The 13909-nt window shown below is 63.6% G+C and carries 16 protein-coding genes; 8 read left to right on the top strand and 8 right to left on the bottom strand.

Translation table 11 applies throughout. From position 1 onward, the window contains the following. Positions 1-106 precede the first annotated feature (106 nt). The 4 genes from ACIQLI_RS22070 to ACIQLI_RS22055 all read left to right on the top strand — a co-directional run bounded on the left by ACIQLI_RS22070 (position 107) and on the right by ACIQLI_RS22055 (position 4594). The gene (locus ACIQLI_RS22070; RefSeq protein ID WP_400392480.1) at positions 107-1033 is read left to right on the top strand and encodes a fumarylacetoacetate hydrolase family protein; all 927 of its coding nucleotides are present in this window, start codon (positions 107-109) and stop codon (positions 1031-1033) included. Continuing rightward, positions 1033-1803: an SDR family NAD(P)-dependent oxidoreductase gene (locus ACIQLI_RS22065; RefSeq protein ID WP_400392477.1), complete on the top strand. Its 771-nt coding sequence runs from the start codon at positions 1033-1035 to the stop codon at positions 1801-1803. Before ACIQLI_RS22070 ends, ACIQLI_RS22065 begins: the two co-directional genes overlap by 1 nt. A gap of 107 nt (positions 1804-1910) precedes the next feature. Then, positions 1911-3236: an ATP-binding protein gene (locus ACIQLI_RS22060; RefSeq protein ID WP_400392474.1), complete on the top strand. Its 1326-nt coding sequence runs from the start codon at positions 1911-1913 to the stop codon at positions 3234-3236. Positions 3237-3349: 113 nt separating this feature from the next. After that, the gene (locus ACIQLI_RS22055; RefSeq protein WP_400392471.1) at positions 3350-4594 is read left to right on the top strand and encodes a low temperature requirement protein A; all 1245 of its coding nucleotides are present in this window, start codon (positions 3350-3352) and stop codon (positions 4592-4594) included. A gap of 108 nt (positions 4595-4702) precedes the next feature. Here the strand turns inward: ACIQLI_RS22055 and ACIQLI_RS22050 are convergent, their stop codons facing one another. After that, on the bottom strand, positions 4703-5284 hold the full coding sequence (locus ACIQLI_RS22050) for an HD domain-containing protein (protein ID WP_354232853.1): 582 nt from the start codon (positions 5282-5284) through the stop codon (positions 4703-4705). A gap of 47 nt (positions 5285-5331) precedes the next feature. After that, on the bottom strand, positions 5332-6123 hold the full coding sequence (locus ACIQLI_RS22045; protein WP_400392468.1) for an SDR family NAD(P)-dependent oxidoreductase: 792 nt from the start codon (positions 6121-6123) through the stop codon (positions 5332-5334). Between the two features lie 103 nt (positions 6124-6226). Here ACIQLI_RS22045 and ACIQLI_RS22040 point away from each other — a divergent pair, with 103 nt between their 5' ends. Further along, the gene (locus tag ACIQLI_RS22040) at positions 6227-6838 is read left to right on the top strand and encodes a TetR/AcrR family transcriptional regulator (protein WP_400392466.1); all 612 of its coding nucleotides are present in this window, start codon (positions 6227-6229) and stop codon (positions 6836-6838) included. Between the two features lie 51 nt (positions 6839-6889). Here ACIQLI_RS22040 and ACIQLI_RS22035 read toward each other — a convergent pair whose 3' ends face one another. After that, entirely contained in the window at positions 6890-8020 is a 1131-nt protein-coding gene (locus ACIQLI_RS22035) for a serine hydrolase domain-containing protein (protein ID WP_400392463.1), read from the bottom strand. A gap of 25 nt (positions 8021-8045) precedes the next feature. Then, complete coding sequence (gene gluQRS / locus ACIQLI_RS22030) at positions 8046-8933, bottom strand: tRNA glutamyl-Q(34) synthetase GluQRS (protein WP_400392460.1); 888 nt, start codon at positions 8931-8933, stop codon at positions 8046-8048. A 312-nt stretch (positions 8934-9245) separates the two neighbouring features. Here gluQRS and ACIQLI_RS22025 point away from each other — a divergent pair, with 312 nt between their 5' ends. Next, positions 9246-9755 carry an Lrp/AsnC family transcriptional regulator gene (locus ACIQLI_RS22025; RefSeq protein WP_354232858.1) on the top strand — a complete coding sequence of 170 codons (510 nt, stop codon included), beginning with the start codon at positions 9246-9248 and terminating at the stop codon, positions 9753-9755. 7 nt (positions 9756-9762) lie between these two features. On the opposite strand, the gene ACIQLI_RS22020 is transcribed toward ACIQLI_RS22025, so the two are convergent. Continuing rightward, positions 9763-10218 carry an Lrp/AsnC family transcriptional regulator gene (locus tag ACIQLI_RS22020; protein WP_400392457.1) on the bottom strand — a complete coding sequence of 152 codons (456 nt, stop codon included), beginning with the start codon at positions 10216-10218 and terminating at the stop codon, positions 9763-9765. 105 nt (positions 10219-10323) lie between these two features. On the opposite strand from ACIQLI_RS22020, the gene ACIQLI_RS22015 reads away from it, so the two are divergent. Next, positions 10324-10980: a LysE family translocator gene (locus tag ACIQLI_RS22015; protein ID WP_354232859.1), complete on the top strand. Its 657-nt coding sequence runs from the start codon at positions 10324-10326 to the stop codon at positions 10978-10980. Here ACIQLI_RS22015 and ACIQLI_RS22010 read toward each other — a convergent pair. The 3 genes from ACIQLI_RS22010 to ACIQLI_RS22000 form a co-directional block, all read right to left on the bottom strand. Then, positions 10977-11444, bottom strand: coding sequence for an SRPBCC family protein (locus ACIQLI_RS22010; RefSeq protein WP_400392454.1), 468 nt, complete (start codon positions 11442-11444; stop codon positions 10977-10979). The genes ACIQLI_RS22015 and ACIQLI_RS22010 overlap by 4 nt on opposite strands. After that, entirely contained in the window at positions 11441-11827 is a 387-nt protein-coding gene (locus tag ACIQLI_RS22005; RefSeq protein ID WP_354232861.1) for a metalloregulator ArsR/SmtB family transcription factor, read from the bottom strand. Before ACIQLI_RS22005 ends, ACIQLI_RS22010 begins: the two co-directional genes overlap by 4 nt. Positions 11828-11951: 124 nt before the next feature. Next, entirely contained in the window at positions 11952-12923 is a 972-nt protein-coding gene (locus ACIQLI_RS22000; protein ID WP_400392451.1) for a hypothetical protein, read from the bottom strand. A gap of 156 nt (positions 12924-13079) precedes the next feature. Between ACIQLI_RS22000 and ACIQLI_RS21995 the strand changes: the two genes are divergently transcribed. Then, positions 13080-13559, top strand: a complete 480-nt coding sequence (locus ACIQLI_RS21995) for a DUF4383 domain-containing protein (RefSeq protein WP_400392449.1) — start codon at positions 13080-13082, stop codon at positions 13557-13559. Positions 13560-13909: the final 350 nt, after the last annotated feature.

The raw sequence follows: 13909 nt of genomic DNA, 5'->3' as shown, positions 1-13909 counted from the left end.
GAGCCTAAACATCCGATGTCTTCCTTGTCAATGGGTCACATTTCCGTATTATGGGGGAGAACACCACACTAGAGCTCGGATGTTAGTCCCGAACACGGAGGAAGCCATGACCTTGAAATTCGCCAGGCTGGGTACGGCCGGAAACGAACAACCGGCCGTCATCGCCCAGGACGCCGACGGCACCGAGAAATACTTCAGCCTCACGCCCTTGACGCAGGATATCGACGGCGGATTCCTCGCCTCGGATGGCATCGAGCGCACCCGCAAAGCCCTGAACAGCGGGGAACTTCCCGAAATCTCCCCCGAGGGCCAGCGCATCGGCGCGCCGGTTGCCCGCCCCGGAGCAGTAGTGGCCATCGGCCTCAACTACACCGCCCACGCCGCCGAATCCGGTGCGACGCCGCCCGAGGTTCCCGTGGTTTTCCTCAAACCCACCAACACCATCGCCGGGCCGTTCGACGCAGCTCCCATCCCGCCGTCGTCGGACAAGTACGACTGGGAGGTGGAACTGGCCATCGTGATCGGCCGGGAAGCGTCATACCTTTCCTCCGTCTCGGAGGCGGAAGCCTGCATCGCCGGTTACGCCGTGGCGAACGACCTCTCCGAGCGCGACTACCAAATTCCCGGCGCTGCAGGACAGTGGACCAAAGGTAAGTCCCTCCCCGGCTCCACTCCCCTGGGCCCGTGGCTGGTTCCGGCCTCCGAGATCGACGCAAGCAACCTTCGCCTCCAGACCCTGGTCAATGGTGAAGCCCGCCAGGACTCCAATACCTCGGACATGATCTTCGACCCCGCCACGATCGTCCACCACCTGAGCCAATACATGGTCCTGGAGCCGGGCGACGTGATCATCACCGGAACCCCCGAAGGCGTCGCCCTGTCCGGCCGCTTCCCCTTCATCCAGCCCGGCGACACCGTGGAGTTGGACATCGAGGGACTGGGACGCCAGCGCCAGGAGTACTTCAGGGCACAGGCCGGCTCCGCGTCCGGCGATCAGTCCAGCGCAGCCGCTCCAGCCCACGTCAACGCCTGATGGCAGCCGCAGCGCCCTCGGCGGGCAACGACTTTGAGGGCCTAGCAGCCCTCGTGACCGGCGGGGCTTCCGGCATCGGTGCGGCCGTCGCGGACCGATTCGCTGCCGGAGGTGCGAAGGTCGCCGTCCTGGATCTCGCCCCGGAAACCAGCCCCCACTTTGCTGTCCAGTGCGATGTCGCCGATGACGCGTCGGTGCGTGCCGCCGTCGAGTCCGTTGTGCAGCATTTTGGCCGGCTGGACATCGTGATCAACAACGCCGGAATCGGCGCCCAAGGCGACATTGCGGCGAACGACGACGACGAGTGGCTGCGTGTCCTCAACGTCAACGTGGTGGGCATCGCCCGCGTCAGCCGCGCAGCCTTGCCGCACCTGCGCGAGTCACCGGCCGCGGCGATCGTCAACACCTGCTCCATCGCCGCGACCGCGGGATTGCCTCAGCGTGCGCTGTACTCGGCGTCGAAAGGTGCAGTCTTGTCCCTGACGCTCGCGATGGCTGCCGACCACATCCGTGAGGGAATCCGGGTCAACTGCGTGAACCCCGGCACCGCTGACACGCCGTGGGTGGGACGTCTGTTGGATTCCGCTGCCGACCCGGCCGGCGAGCGCGCGGCCCTGAACGCCCGGCAGCCCCACGGCCGGCTGGTTGACGCCGCAGAGGTGGCCGGCGCCGTCGCCTACCTTGCGAGTCCTCTATCAGGCTCGACGTCGGGAACCTCCCTGGCGGTCGACGGCGGCATGCAGGGTTTGCGGTTGCGTCCGGTTCACTAGGAGTTTCGTAACGCTACGGGCCTGCAACGTCCGGCACCGGTGGTTCGCCTATGCTCAACCTCAAGGAATCAACGGCGACTCACTTAGCAAACTCAGGAGCATTACCCATGAGCAACTGGCGCATCAGGGACTTCCACTCATCCGACCTCGATGGCATCCTGGACCTCTGGGAGTCACTCAAGGCCGACGGCGTGGAGCCGGTGTACGCGTTGTCCGAGGTCCTGGCGTCGTGCGAGAAGGACCACGCGGTGGTGGCGGTGCAGGGCGAGCAAGTGGTGGGTGCCGCCGTCGGACGCGCCGCACACGACCAAGGGTGGATTGTTTTCCTGGCCACGCTCACGGAATTCCGTGGCCGGGGCATCGGCACCTCGCTGCTGTCCGCCGTCGAGAACCGCATGGCGCCTCACGGTCTCAACAAGCTCTCTGCGCTCATGCCTGAAACCGAAACCCGCGTGGAAGCCTTCCTGGGGCGGGGCTTCGTAGTCAAGAAGAACCTGCGCTATTTCGAGCGCACCATTCCCGTGCAGCGGCAGGAGCTCGGAGCATTGGGGCTTCTAGGTGGCCGCATCCTTGCCCGGGATCTGTGGGAGAACGTGGCCGGCATGCGCCGCGAGAAGGAACTGCTGGAGCGCCGGCTGGTGCTTCCCCTGGCTGAGGCCGACCTCGCCGACGAATACGGCGTGGTGCCGCCCCGAGCTGTAGTGCTGTTCGGTCCTCCGGGTACGGGAAAGACCACGTTCGCCAAGGCCATTGCGTCGCGGCTGGAGTGGCCGTTCGTGGAGGTCTTCCCGTCGCGCTTGGCCGCTGACCCCAAGGGCCTGGCGGGAGCACTCCGCGAGACCTTCCTGGAGATCGCAGAGCTGGAGCACGCCGTGGTGTTCATCGACGAGGTGGAAGAGATCGCATCGCAGCGTGCCGGCGATCCGCCGTCGCCGTTGCAGGGTGTCACCAACGAGCTCCTGAAGATCATCCCGGCCTTTCGCGAACAACCCGGCCGCTTGTTGGTCTGCGCCACGAACTTCATCCGTGCCCTGGACACCGCATTCCTCCGCCACGGCCGGTTCGACTACGTCATCCCCATCGGCCTCCCCGACGTCCACGCCCGCGAAGCCATGTGGCAGCGCTTCATCCCCGCCTCGGTGGTGGACTCCGTGGACATCGCCCAGCTGGTGGAACGGACGGAAGGCTTCTCGCCCGCCGACATCGAGTTTGCGGCCCGCAGTGCCTCCCAGCGTGCTTTGGAAAAAGCAGTGTACGACGACGGAGCTGCTTTGGGCGGTTCAGTCGGCGCTGCGTCCGGGTCCGGGTCCAGCGGGCGCAAGGGACCCGTGACGCAGGACTACCTTGACGCGATTGGTGACACCCGCACCACCGTGAGCCCCGAGGTACACCAGGACTTCCTCGAAGACATCGACGTCCTGGGCCGGGTGTAACTCCTTCCCGCGAGATCGCCGGAACGCTGCGGGTTCGCTGGAACATTCCGGGTGATCCCGACGCATTCCGGCGATCTCGGCGTGGAAGCAGGGGCAGCGGTAATCTTTGAGCCATGTCCTCGAATCCCCTTCGCCATGCGCTGTCCCGCATGGGCGGCCGTGATCCCCATGAAAAGCACCGCACCGCAACCCCGCTGGAGCTCTTCTTCGACCTCACCTTTGTCATTGCCTTTGGCGTGGCTGGGAGCCAGTTCGCCCATGCAGTGGCTGAAACACATTTCTGGCCCGGGCTGCTGGCCTTCTCGTTCGCCATGTTCGCGGTGATCTGGGCCTGGATCAACTTCACGTGGTTCGCCAGCGCCTACGATACCGATGACTGGGTGTTCCGGGTTGTCACCATGGTCCAGATGGTGGGCGTGCTCATCCTGGCTATGGGCATCGAGCCGATGTTCCACTCGATCATCGAGGGCAAGCACGTGGACAACGTCACCATGGTGCTGGGCTACATCATCATGCGGGTGGCCCTGATCTTCCAGTGGCTGCGCGCTGCCCGCCAGGATCCCGAACGCCGGGAAACCTGTTTGCGCTATGCAAAGTACGTGGCGATCGTCCAGATCGGGTGGGTGGCGGTCCTCTTGATCGATGCCAGTGTCCTCACCACGTTCCTCATGGCAGCTCCGCTGTTCGTCATGGAAATGGCGGCACCATACTTCGCGGAACGCAAGATGCGTACCCCGTGGCATGCACACCACATTGCTGAAAGGTACGGGCTCCTGGCCATCATCGCCCTGGGTGAATGTTTGATCGGCGCCATTGAGACGCTGCGGGCGATCGTGGCAACCCATGGCTGGTCCGTGGACGCCGCGCTGGTTGGCCTCAGCGGTACAGGCTTGGCTTTCGCCATGTGGTGGATCTACTTCATCCTGCCCTCAGGCCCTGCGCTGCACGTTCAGCGGCACCGCTCATGGATCTTTGGCTATGGGCACATGCCGCTCTTCGCTGCCATTGCCGCAACAGGTGCGGGACTCCACGTTGCTGCATACTTCATCGATCACGAAGCCCACATTCCTGCGTGGGCTGCGGTGGCGTCCATCGCCATCCCGATCATCCTTTTCAAGGCCTCACTCACCACTATTTACAGCTTTATGCTCGGCCCGGACCGCGAGCTTCTCTGGAGTTCGTCCCTTGTGCTCCTTGGCTTGGCTGCGAGCATTGTCATGGCGGCGGCCGGCGCATCCGTCCCCCTGTGCATGCTGGAGATGATGCTGGTCCTGGGCTTGTCCATCGCCTACGACGAACGGCGCGGCCACAAAGGCCGGGCCGCCGCGCTCCGAAGGCTGGAGAACGCGGCGGGCTAAGGCACTCCCCCTGCGTTGCGGGGCCCGCTCTGCGCCCCATTTACTCTCCGAGGCACGCAAAGTGGGCCCCACAACTCACCACTCCGCCCGTTGCGGGGCCCGTAGGGGTTACTCGGGAGCGATCTCGTCCAGTTCCTGGAGCAGGTACGGGTTGATCCGTTCCAGGATCATCCGGACCTCGTCGCGGGGAACGGCTGTGTACAGCACAGGCCGGGCATCGGCGTAGCGGGTGACCGGCGGTTTGTCCGGCCACTTCTCCGCAAGTGCCTGAACCCGTTCCGGCAGGGAATTATGGGCGTTGTCCGCGATCTTCACCAACGTGGCGTCGTGGTCCTCCGCAACAAATCGGATGCCGGCATCGTAATCATCCGGGTCGTCATGGAAGCGGCGGGTGACGCGCTCGATGATGTCTACCGCACGCTCGGAAACGCCCATTTCCAGCAGGGCCTGCCGGGTGATGGGAGTGTCCTCGGCGATGTCATGAAGGTATCCGGCGATCTGGATGTCCTCGTCAAAGTCGGCCAGAGCATCGCCCACTGCCAGGACATGCTCGCGGTATGGGCGCTTGAGCTTGTCCTTTTGCCGGTTGTGGGCCACCTCCGCCAGGACCTGGGCTGTTTCTACGGTGAAGCGTGGTTCGGTCATGCTGGCCTCCGGGTTGAACATGGGATCAACGGCGATCGATCCCATGTTCAGGCTATCGGTTGTTCCGGGGCGGCAAGCGCCGTGGGCGGGATCTACCAGTCCTGTACGGCGCGGGCAGCGACGGCGACGGTAACAGCCCTCGGCATACGCTGGGCGAACCCGGCGGTCACCCGGTTGACCCAGCCCGAAACCACGCTGCCTGGAGTGTCTTTGCGATCGAGTGCCTTGAGCGCAGTGCCGACCACCTGCTCAGGGGTCTGCATCTTGCCTACTGCCGCGGATTCACCACCGAGGACCTCAAAGAACTCAGTACGTGTCGCACCTGGGCAAAGGGCCAGGACACTGAGCCCGGAGTTCTTGGTTTCGTGGGCCACGGCTTCGGTGAAGCTCAGGACGAAGGCCTTGGTGGCGCCGTAAACGGCCATGCCGGGGATGGGCTGGAACGCGGCAGTACTGGCCACGTTCACCAGGGCACCCTTCCCGGAGGCGAGCAAACCGGGGAGGAATGCCCGGGTAATGTCCACGAGGGCAGCCACGTTCAGGGAGATCTCCGAGGCAATGGTGTCCGGGTCTTCCTCCACCAAAGGACCGTGGGTGGCGAAACCTGCGTTGTTGATCAGCGTGTCCACTGCGATACCGCGGCTGGTCAGTTCGTTGAAAAGTTGGCGTCCTGCTCCTGCCCGGCCCAAGTCCAAGGGCAACACGGTCACTGTGACACCGTGGCGGGAGCGCAGGTCCTGGGCCAACTCCTCCATACGGTCTGCGCGCCTGGCCACCAGGACGAGGTTGGAACCCCGGGCAGCAAATTGTCCGGCAAACTCAGCGCCGAGGCCGGAGCTGGCTCCTGTGATGAGTGCGGTGGTACCTGCGTAAGTCATGGTCATGGCGGAATCCCATCGGTTGAGTCGGAGACTAATGTAGTCGCTGTCTACATGGTAGGCAGTGTCTACTTTGTTGTCAATGACTACATTGGCTTAGACTTGAGCCATGACTGACCAGCCCTACCACCACGGCAAACTCCGGGAAGCCCTCTTGGAGCGCGCCATGGACACCATCGAAGAAGCCGGTGTGGACGGACTCTCACTGCGGCAGCTGGCCCGTGATGTCAACGTCAGCCATGGCGCCCCCGCCAAGCACTTCCGTGACAAGCAAGCCCTGATCGACGCGGTGGCACTGGCCGGCTTTGAGTCAATGAACCGCCGCATCCTGGGCGCCGCCCAGTCCGGCGAGGACCTTCGCGGCCGCTTCGTCAGTGTTGGGAAAGCGTACGTCGACTTCGCAGTTGAGCATCCCGGCCTGCTGACGGTGATGTATTCCACCAAGCACCACCCCGATTCCAGCGAGGAACTGCGGAACACCGGCGCGCAAGGAATACACGTTGCCCAGGCCATGATCGCCGAGGCCCAGGCAACCGGCGCCCTGGCCGACGGCGACCCCGGGACACTGGCCATGGTGTGCTTCGTCAGCCTTCACGGGACTGCCCTCCTAGCTGCCGGCGGGCACTTGGACGGGACTTCAGTGGAGGACGTAGTCACCGCTGCCACCGACACCCTGTGGGCAGGCATGGCGGCCGGAGTCCCAGCCGCCCAGCTCAGCTAGACAGCCCAGCTGCACAGCCCAGCCCAGCTAAACAGCCCAGCCCAGCTCAACTCAGCTACGCCGCTGGGCCGCGAGCCCCGCGATCACTTCCCGCACCGCCGCGCCCAGCTGGAAGTTGCGGCAGCCCAGGCCCCCCGGCTCCGCCTGCTGCGGCACGTACCCAAAGCCGAGTTCATACACGGGGTCCGCGAACCCCAAAGCTGCGCTGGCGCCGTCGTGCCCGAAGGCGCGGTAGCTGCCGAACGGCATCCGCGTGTGGGACTTCATGAAAACGGTGCCGAAGCAGCCGGTCTCGCCGAAGACGCGGTCAATCCCAAACACCTGCTCAGCTGACACCGTCCGAATAGTCCCCTCCGTCAGAAGCGGCGCGAGGGCATCATCGCCTGCCAAACCGGTCAGTGCCGCCGCATAAATCCTTGCCATCCCTTCCGCACTCGCCACACCAGCCACCGAGCTCAGCCCCGCGGCCCGCACCTCCCGGATGTTGGGCAAGTCCAAAATGTCACCCACGGCAGAGTTGGCCGCGAGACCGGCGTGGCTGGCAGGATCCACCCACGGCCACGCCGGATCGGCCGCCCAGCGGAAGGGTGCGAAACGGGCCTCTTCGGCGTCGGGCAGACCAAGGTAAAAGTGGGCTCCGGTCACGGCCCGGATCCGCTGTTCAAAGACGGTTTGGAGGGTGGAACCGGTGATCCGGCGGCACAATTCCTCCATGAAGATACCGATGGTCAGTGCGTGGTAGCCGAAAGCAGTGCCGGGTTTCCATAACGGCGGCAGTTTGGCGAGCTTGGCGGCCGCGAGCCCTGAGTTGTTGACCTCGTGGAGGGTGAGGCCGCCCTCCACTCCAAGAAGCCCGGCCTGATGGGACAAAAGCTGGGCAACCGTGATCGAAGCTTTCCCTTCGACTCCAAACTCCGGCCAATACTTGGTCACCTCGGCATCAAGGTCCAAAGTGCCGTCCTGAACCAGCATCGCCATCACCAGGCCCGCCATGCCTTTGGAGCAGGAGAAAACGCCTGTGACCGAGTCCGGGCGGATATGAGGTCCGCCGCTGAGGTCCAGCACTTTGACGCCGCGATGGTAGGCGGCGACTTGTGCCGAATAGGCCGGATCCTGATCAAGGAAACTGCCGAAGAGCTCGGCGACGGGTTCGAAACCTGGGGCGATCACCTGTGCATGCATCCAGACAGCCTACGTGCCGGGCGGTTCAGGGCCGGGGAGTTTTCCACACCCACGGCTCCGTGGGGAGACTCCGGGGGTGGAAGTGCGGCAGCGCCTCCCCCAAGGTTCCGGCGGGCAGGCCCACCGATTCTAGGATCAGGTTACGGACCCTGTCGGCAGAAATTCCGACGGCGGCGAGGTCGCCCAGCGTGACCGCACCGTCGCGCTTCGCCAGCCGGGCGCCGTCGTGGTTTACCACCAGCGGAACGTGGGCATATTCGGGAACGGGCAGGCCCAGCAGCGTCGCCAAGTAGGCCTGCCGGGGAGTGGAGGGGAGGAGGTCGTCGCCGCGCACCACCTGGTCGATTCCCTGGGCGGCATCGTCCACCACCACTGCCAGGTTGTAGGCGGTGACTCCGTCATTCCGACGCAGTACAAAGTCGTCCACCACGCCCACATAGGTGCCGCGCAACTGGTCCTCCACAGACCACTCAACAACGTCCGTTTGGAGGCGGATCGACGCCGGACGTGACGCACGCCGGATCTCCCGTTCGGCGTGGGACAACCGCCGGCACGTCCCCGGATACGCACCCTGCGGCGCATGCGGCGCCGACGGAGCTTCCTGGATTTCCCGGCGGGTACAGAAGCATTCATAAGTGCGGCCATCAGCGGTGAGGCGCGCAATCGCTTCGTCGTAGAGCGCCGCGCGCTCGGTCTGGCGTACGACGGCGGCGTCCCACCTGACGCCGACGGCCTCCAGGTCGCGGAGCTGCTCCGCCTCGGCGCCGGACCGGGCACGGTCCAGGTCCTCGACGCGTACCAGGAGGTCCCTGCCGCTGGACTTCGCGAAGAGCCAGGCCAGGATGGCTGTTCGAAGGTTGCCGACGTGCAGTTCGCCGGAAGGGCTCGGGGCGAAGCGGCCTGCGGATGTCATGATCCAAGCCTATGTGGCTGCGCGGCGCCCGCCGCGAACCGGGCTGGGCAATGCAAGAGCCCCTCAGCTACCGCAACGATCCGGTGGCTCAGGGGCTCTTACTGTGCTGCCCGCACGATACGGGCGAGTGCAGAATGACAATGCTGTGAACAAGAGTCAATCAGCGGCTGCTTCCTTGCGGGAAACCTGTACAGGGATCCGGGTGGTGTTCCGGGTACCTGGTGCCTGCGGGGTCCGGCGGTAGCCTTACCCTGCTTCGTTGTCATCATTTGAGCAGGAGACATACAGTTGGTGCAACGGACACTCAAAAGAATGGTCGATCTGACCACTCTGCCCGGAAAACTTGGACAGGAAGTGGTCACTTTGCAGGAACTCGACGCGACGGACCGCAGGATCCTCGCTGCCTTGGATGAGGATCCCCGCGTGCCCATCATGGTGCTGGCGCAGAAACTGCACCTCGCTCGCGGAACAGTTCAGTCACGCCTGGAACGGATGACGGCCGCCGGAGCCCTGCGACCCAACAGCAGCCGCGTCCTGCCGTCGGCCCTGGGGCGTGGCGTAGCTGCTGCGGTCAGCGCCGAACTGGACCAAAGCCACTTGAACGAAGCCATCGCCGCACTCCGGGACATCCCCGAAGTCCTCGAGTGCCACGCCCCCGCCGGCGATACCGACCTCATCATCAGGGTGGTGGCCAAGAGCCCGGACGACCTTTACCGCGTGTCCGAGGAAATCCGCCTGTGCCCCGGGATCGTGCGCACGTCCACCAGCATGTTCCTCCGCGAAGTGATTCCCTACCGGACGACGGGGCTGCTTGCGGAGTAGGGCGGGATTAGACGGGTGGGCCGATGTTGGTTTTCAGGTTCTTCATCACCAGGGTTGATGTCAGGCGTTCCACGGCAGGAAGGGCCGCGAGTTCGTCGTCATAGAAGCGCTGATAGGCGGGCAAGTCCGCGGCAATGACCTTCAACAGGTAGTCGGGAGAGCCGAACAGCCGCTGCGCCTCAACAATGTTGGGACTGGCTGTTACGCGCTCCTCGAACTCCGCCATGATGGTCCGCGCCACCTGCTTCAGGGTGACGAACACTATCGCCTCGAAACCCAACCCCACGGCAGCAGGATCGATGTCAGCGCAGTAGCCGCGGATCACCCCTGACGACTCCAAATCCCGGAGCCGCCGATGGCATGGAGCCACGGTCAAACCCACCTTTGAGGCCAGGGCTGTGGCCGTCATTCGGCCATCCTCTTTGAGGTGGCGCAAAATACTTCTATCGATTCCGTCAATCACGCAAGAATCTTACCCAAAACCCCCGTAAGCGAGCTAAAAACGGGAACACTTATTGGTCGCTTTTCCCTAGAGTTTTCCTACCATCTAGCCCTGGAGAGAGAAAACGTGAACCCGCAGCTGTTCCTGGCCTTCATGATCGTCGCCGTCAGTTTGGCGTGCACCCCTGGCGTCGACTGGGCGTATTCGATCTCGGCCGGCCTCCGCCAACGCAGCTTCGTTCCCGCAGTGGCCGGCCTGTGCAGCGGGTATGTCATCCATACAGTGCTGATGGTGGCGGGCTTGGCCGCACTGCTGGCAGGAGTCCCGGGACTCCTGGGATGGCTGACCATCGCCGGGGCGGCCTACTTGTTGTGGCTCGGCGGCTCTACCATCCGCTCATGGCGAGGCGCGAGCTTCAGTGCGGAAGCCGGCGTCGTGCAGTCCGGCAACCAACTCCGCACCTTCCTTCAGGGCATGGGCACCAGCGGCATCAACCCCAAGGGCCTGCTCTTTTTCATCGCGCTGGTACCGCAGTTCGTCAGCCCCGAGGCAGCACTGCCCGTTCCGGTCCAGTCCGGTTTACTGGGCCTGACCTTCGTAATCCTGGCCGGGGCGGTCTACACCGGCGTGGCGCTGACGTCCCGGAAGCTGCTGGCTTCCCGGCCCGGCGCCGCACGGATTGTGACGCTGACCAGCGGGATCATCATGATCGGACTGGGAACAGTGCTGTTGACGGAGCAACTCCTTCCGCTCTTGCTGCAGCTGCAGCCGGCGGGCGCTTAGGCAGCAAGCAGTTCGTCAAGCCGCTCATATCCTTCGATCACGCCGTAGTCCATACCTGTAGCAAGGGCCATGTCGCGGGCCTCCACGGAAGGGTAAACCTCATGGGCTACCATCCGGGTCCTGCCGTCGATTTCATCGAAGGTGGTGGTACTGATGACCACTTGGTTGGGTGCGCCTTCGAATTCAATTGTCTGAATGATCAGCGCATCGGATTCAACGGTGTGGAAGACGCCGCGGAAGCCGTACATTCCGTTGTCGTCACCGCTTTCGTAGCGCCAGCTGCCGCCCGTGGTGGCGTTGTACTCGGTAATTTTCGTGACCGTGCTGCGCGGGCCCAGCCATTTGGCCAAGAGGTCCGGGTCAACGTGCGCCTTGAAGACAGCGCTCACGGGAGCATCGAATTCGCGGACCGTATCAACGAACGGGACACCGCTGTCAGCCGTGATGGTTGTTGGATTGCTCATGTCAGTTCCTCTTTCTTCTTTGCTGTTGTGTTCTCGTGTTCCTGGTGGGAGATGCCAGCCCCCAGCAGCTCGTCCAACTGCCGGAAGCGGGATTCGGCGATCAGCCGGTACTGGTCAATCCAGGCCGTCAACCGCTCCAAGGCTGCCGCATCCAAATGGACCGGCCTGCGCTGTGCGTCGCGCGAACGGGTGACCAATCCTGCGTGCTCAAGGACCTGTATGTGCTTGGAAACCGCCTGCTTGGTGATGGCGAATGGTTCTGCGAGCTCGTTGACGGTGGCGTCCCCCCGGGAAAGCCGGGCCACGATGGCCCGCCGCACCGGATCAGCCAAGGCCATGAAGGCCCTGTCCAGGGTGTCTGACCCCAGAGCATCGTGTTCCATCGCCGCTTCAACCCTTCGTTATCAACCGAACCTCAATCAACCGAAAATTAATCAACCGATACATTGATCAACTGTTTGGTTGATTAAAAGACTACGCTTCCTCCCCGGAGGACGCAATGGTCTTTTATTCGCCGCCCAGCTGCCTGAAGTCGTTCTCCCAAAGGCGCCGCATTTCAGCGTCTTTCCGGATGACCTCCAGCGTCTCCAGCTCCGCAGGCGGGGCCGGCCGCTTGGATCGCGGAGTTAACGTACGGCGTCCCTGGTCAAGCGCGAGCAGGGCCCTGTCAGTCAAAGCATCATTCTTCAAAGCCAGGTTGGTCTTCCGCCGCCGGAGGACTTCCTTCAAGGCCAACTGCGCGGACTCGAAGTCACCCCGGGCCCGCTGGGAACGCGCACGGATCAACAACAGGGCAGCCGAAAGGTCATCCGTGTTCAGCAAACCTTCGGTCCACAGCACCACATCGCGGTGGCGTTCCAACGAATACGCCGCCGTGCAGCGCGCCAACGCAGAAGGCAACGACGGCGGCAAGCCCACCACTGCTTCCAACGCCGACTCGGTCATTCCCATCTCCCGGAGGCAATGGGCCAGCGCCAGGAACACGGATTCCTCGCTGAACAGAACCGGAACCTCAATGCGTTCCGCTACCTCGACTTTGGTGACCACTTGCCCCAGGTACGTCGCCGAGAACTGGCTGGCGTCGTCGTCGATCCTTGTTGTTAAACCGCGCTGCAGCAACTCCGAAGCCCTCAGGAACCCGCCGTGTTTGTACGCGAGCAAGCCCGCCATCACGTGGCACAAGCCGGCCCACCCCGGATTCATGCGGCCGAAAGCGAGAAGCCCATCCGGCTCCGTGGAGGTAAACACGGCGTCGTGCATCGCCTTGGCAGTCTTGGAGGACAGCATCTTCAACCGCGGGACATTACCCACCACGGACAATCTCGCGTGGTCACGGCCGCTGAGGACCCCGGAAAGCACGTCATTGACGCCGTCCGCAAGGCCACGGACCGAGGTGCGGACGTAACCCTCGCGGAAAGGCGTGAGATCGCGGGTGTCGTGGAAGATGGTGTGCACACGTCCGTTCGGAGCTTGGCTCATGAATCCATGCTAACCGGCGCTGAACTGGGCACATCCCCTGCTATCGGAGGCATTTCAGGAGTATTATGGCGGCGTCGGCAAGGTTTTGCGACACCCCTTGCCGCAGGTCGGCTCTCCATGAGAAGAGCCGATTAACAGCGTGAAAGGGAGGACTTGATGACCACCGCTTCGCACCCCGCCGAACACCACCACATGATGGGGTTGACGCTTCGCAACACCGCCATGGGCGTTGGCATTGTATTTCTGCTGGTAGGCGTCCTGGGCTTCATCCCGGGAATCACCACCAATTTCGGCGCCATGACCTTTGCGGGACATGAATCCGGCGCCATGCTGCTTGGAGTCTTCCAAGTGTCCATACTCCACAACATCGTTCACCTGCTGTTTGGCGTGGCCGGCTTGGCCATGGCAAGGAACCCACGCATGGCCCGCCTGTTCCTCCTGGGCGGCGGCGCCGTGTACATCGTTCTTTGGATCTACGGCCTGGTCATCAACCAGGGAACAGCTGCCAACTTTGTCCCGTTCAACACGGCCGACAACTGGCTGCACCTGATCCTCGGCGTTGCCATGATCGGCCTGGGCGTCTGGCTGGGCAGGGATGCCATGGACGAAACAACAACAGCCCGACGGAAGATGTAAACCTCCCGCACGCGTTGTGAACAAACGACGGCGACCGCCCCCTGAGGGGACGGTCGCCGTTTTTCTTTTCACATCCAGGCCTTTTCGTCCCTCTCTCACATCCCTAGCCCATCCGCCCCACGCTCTCTCACTGGGTTGAAGAAGGCCGCCCACCGTCAGGCAACCCAAGTGCCAATGACGCAGCTAGGGGCGGCCACGGCAGCGCCCCCAAGTCGCAGTGAAGGGCTAGCGGAATTCGGCCCAGACACGCGGGACGTGAGAGTGCCCCTATGTTTTTCGTCAAGCGGTTGCGGGTGTTGGGGGTTGGTAGAGGGTGCCGTCGCGGAGCATGGCGTAGAGGGTGTCGCAGC

The organism is Paenarthrobacter sp. NPDC091669, from assembly GCF_044756725.1.
Lineage (GTDB): Bacteria > Actinomycetota > Actinomycetes > Actinomycetales > Micrococcaceae > Arthrobacter > Arthrobacter bambusae_C.
The sequence above is the reverse complement of the archived record's forward strand: the minus strand, read 5'-3'. Positions and strand labels throughout refer to the sequence as shown.